This window comes from Candidatus Marivariicella sp., assembly GCF_983056325.1.
The window spans coordinates 66,186-68,239 of record NZ_CEZOWA010000010.1 but is presented as its reverse complement, the minus strand read 5'-3'; the positions used below and the strand labels follow the sequence as shown (position 1 = coordinate 68,239).

The window sequence follows — 2,054 nt, the reverse complement described above, 5'->3', positions numbered from 1 at the left end:
CTCAAACCTTGAGCAAAAGAATAAAATGGAGATAATAGAAAGAGGATAATGGCATAAACTTTATTTTGTTTTGAAAACATGATTTAGTTTTAATTCATAGTGCAGCAAGGTCTAAAAAAACAGCACAAAATTCAAATTAAATTTGATCTAACTTGATCAAATGATTTTATAAATCGAAAACTGAGCTTCTTTTAGTATAAATCATATCTTTTAATTTTATCCAAAATCCAAGAATTAAATAAATTAAAAATCCACCAATAATTGTAGTGAAAGATGCGTAAACAAAAAATAGTCTGACATTTTTTGTTCGCATTCCAAGAATATCAGCAAGTTTGGAGCAAACCTCAAAACCGTTTTGTTCAAAAAATATTCTTAAACTATTAAGTTTATTCATTAATTGTTATTCAATTTCTCCTTTCCACTCAAGAATTCCCCCTATCAAATTGTATGTTTTATCAAAGCCCATACTTGCCATAATGGCACATGCCTGTGAACTCCTATTTCCTGATCTACAATAAATAAAGTATGAAAATTTTTTATCCATTAAACTGAGACCTTCCATGAAATTTTGGGGAGAAGCTATATCAAGTAATTTAGAATTTGGAATACGTTTATCATTTGACTCCTCAGCTGTCCTGACATCAAGTATAATATTATCTTTAGTCTGTTCTTGTTTTGACAACCATTCCTCTTGTTTAAGATTCATATTTTTTTTGTAAAGTTAACCCCTATCATGAATTTTACAAAATTTAATTTTAAACGAGAAAAAATTTTTGATATATAGTATCATAAGAGTATATTTGAATATGATTTTAAATAATTTAAAATTTTGGTGGAACTTTCATAACACATGAAACAGTGAAGACTACACCTATACAAAATATAAAAGGCTTGTCAACACGACAAGCCTTTTTTTATACAATTTATTGAAATTATGAAAAAATATAATTTACAAACATTTGAGAAAAAAATATTAGCAGACACCTTAACACCTGTTAGTGTATATCTTAAGCTCAGAGACCATTTTCCAAACACATTACTTCTTGAGAGCAGTGATTATCATGCCAATGACAATAGCTTTTCATATATATGTTTTAATCCTATTGCAGACATCAAAATTGAAGGAAATGTATTAAAGGAAAAATTTCCAGATGGAGATAAAATAGAAACTAAAATCAATGAATCAATTTCAATTCCAGAAAAATTAGATCATTATATCAAAAGATTTAAAACCAGTAAAAACAATCATAAATTTGTAAATAATGGTCTATTTGGTTATTTATCATATGATTGTGTCAGATATTTCGAGTCAGTAAAATCTGAAAAACATTTAAAGTATTCGGAAATACCAGAACTTTATTATGCAGTTTATCAAAATATTGTTGCAATAAATCATTTTAATAATGAAGCATTTTTATTTTGCCATTGTTTCAATAATAAATCTAATATTTTAGAAATTGAACAATTATTAAATGTTAAAAATTTTGCGAATTATCCTTTTTTAAGGAATGGAGAAAGTAAATCGCTATCAACGGACAAGGAATATAAGGATTTGGTTTCTAAAGCAAAGAAACATTGCCAAAGAGGAGATGTTTTTCAATTAGTTCTATCAAGAAGGTTTTCTCAAGAATTTAAGGGAGATGATTTTAATTTATACCGAGCATTAAGAACGGTAAATCCATCACCTTATTTATTTTATTTCGATTATGGTGATTTTAAAATATTTGGAAGTTCTCCTGAAGCGCAGCTAATAGTTAAAGATAATTTAGCCGAAATTCATCCAATAGCTGGAACATTTAAAAGGACCGGAAATGATCAAAAAGATGCAAAATTAGCAATTAAGCTTAGTGAAGACCCAAAAGAAAACGCCGAGCATGTTATGTTAGTTGATCTAGCAAGAAATGATTTAAGCAGAAATGGCTCACTAGTTGAAGTTAAAACAAATAGAGAAGTTCAGTTTTTTTCTCATGTTATACATTTAGTTTCAAAAGTCACAGGAGTTAAAAAAGATAAAACACCAACTTTTCAGTTAGTTGCAGATACTTTTCCTGCAG

Annotated in this window: 3 protein-coding genes; 1 reads left to right on the top strand and 2 read right to left on the bottom strand. The window is 27.8% G+C overall.

Annotated elements, in window-relative coordinates:
- Positions 1 to 166: 166 nt before the first annotated feature.
- Complete coding sequence (locus AC3ATN_RS04860) at positions 167 to 394, bottom strand: PspC domain-containing protein (protein WP_487532107.1); 228 nt, start codon at positions 392 to 394, stop codon at positions 167 to 169.
- Positions 395 to 400: 6 nt separating this feature from the next.
- Positions 401 to 706 (bottom strand): rhodanese-like domain-containing protein, encoded by a 306-nt coding sequence (locus AC3ATN_RS04855; protein ID WP_487532106.1) that lies wholly within the window; start codon positions 704 to 706, stop codon positions 401 to 403.
- A 228-nt stretch (positions 707 to 934) separates the two neighbouring features.
- Between AC3ATN_RS04855 and AC3ATN_RS04850 the strand changes: the two genes are divergently transcribed.
- The coding region (locus AC3ATN_RS04850) for an anthranilate synthase component I family protein (RefSeq protein WP_487532105.1) at positions 935 to 2,054 on the top strand (1,120 nt) is incomplete at its 3' end.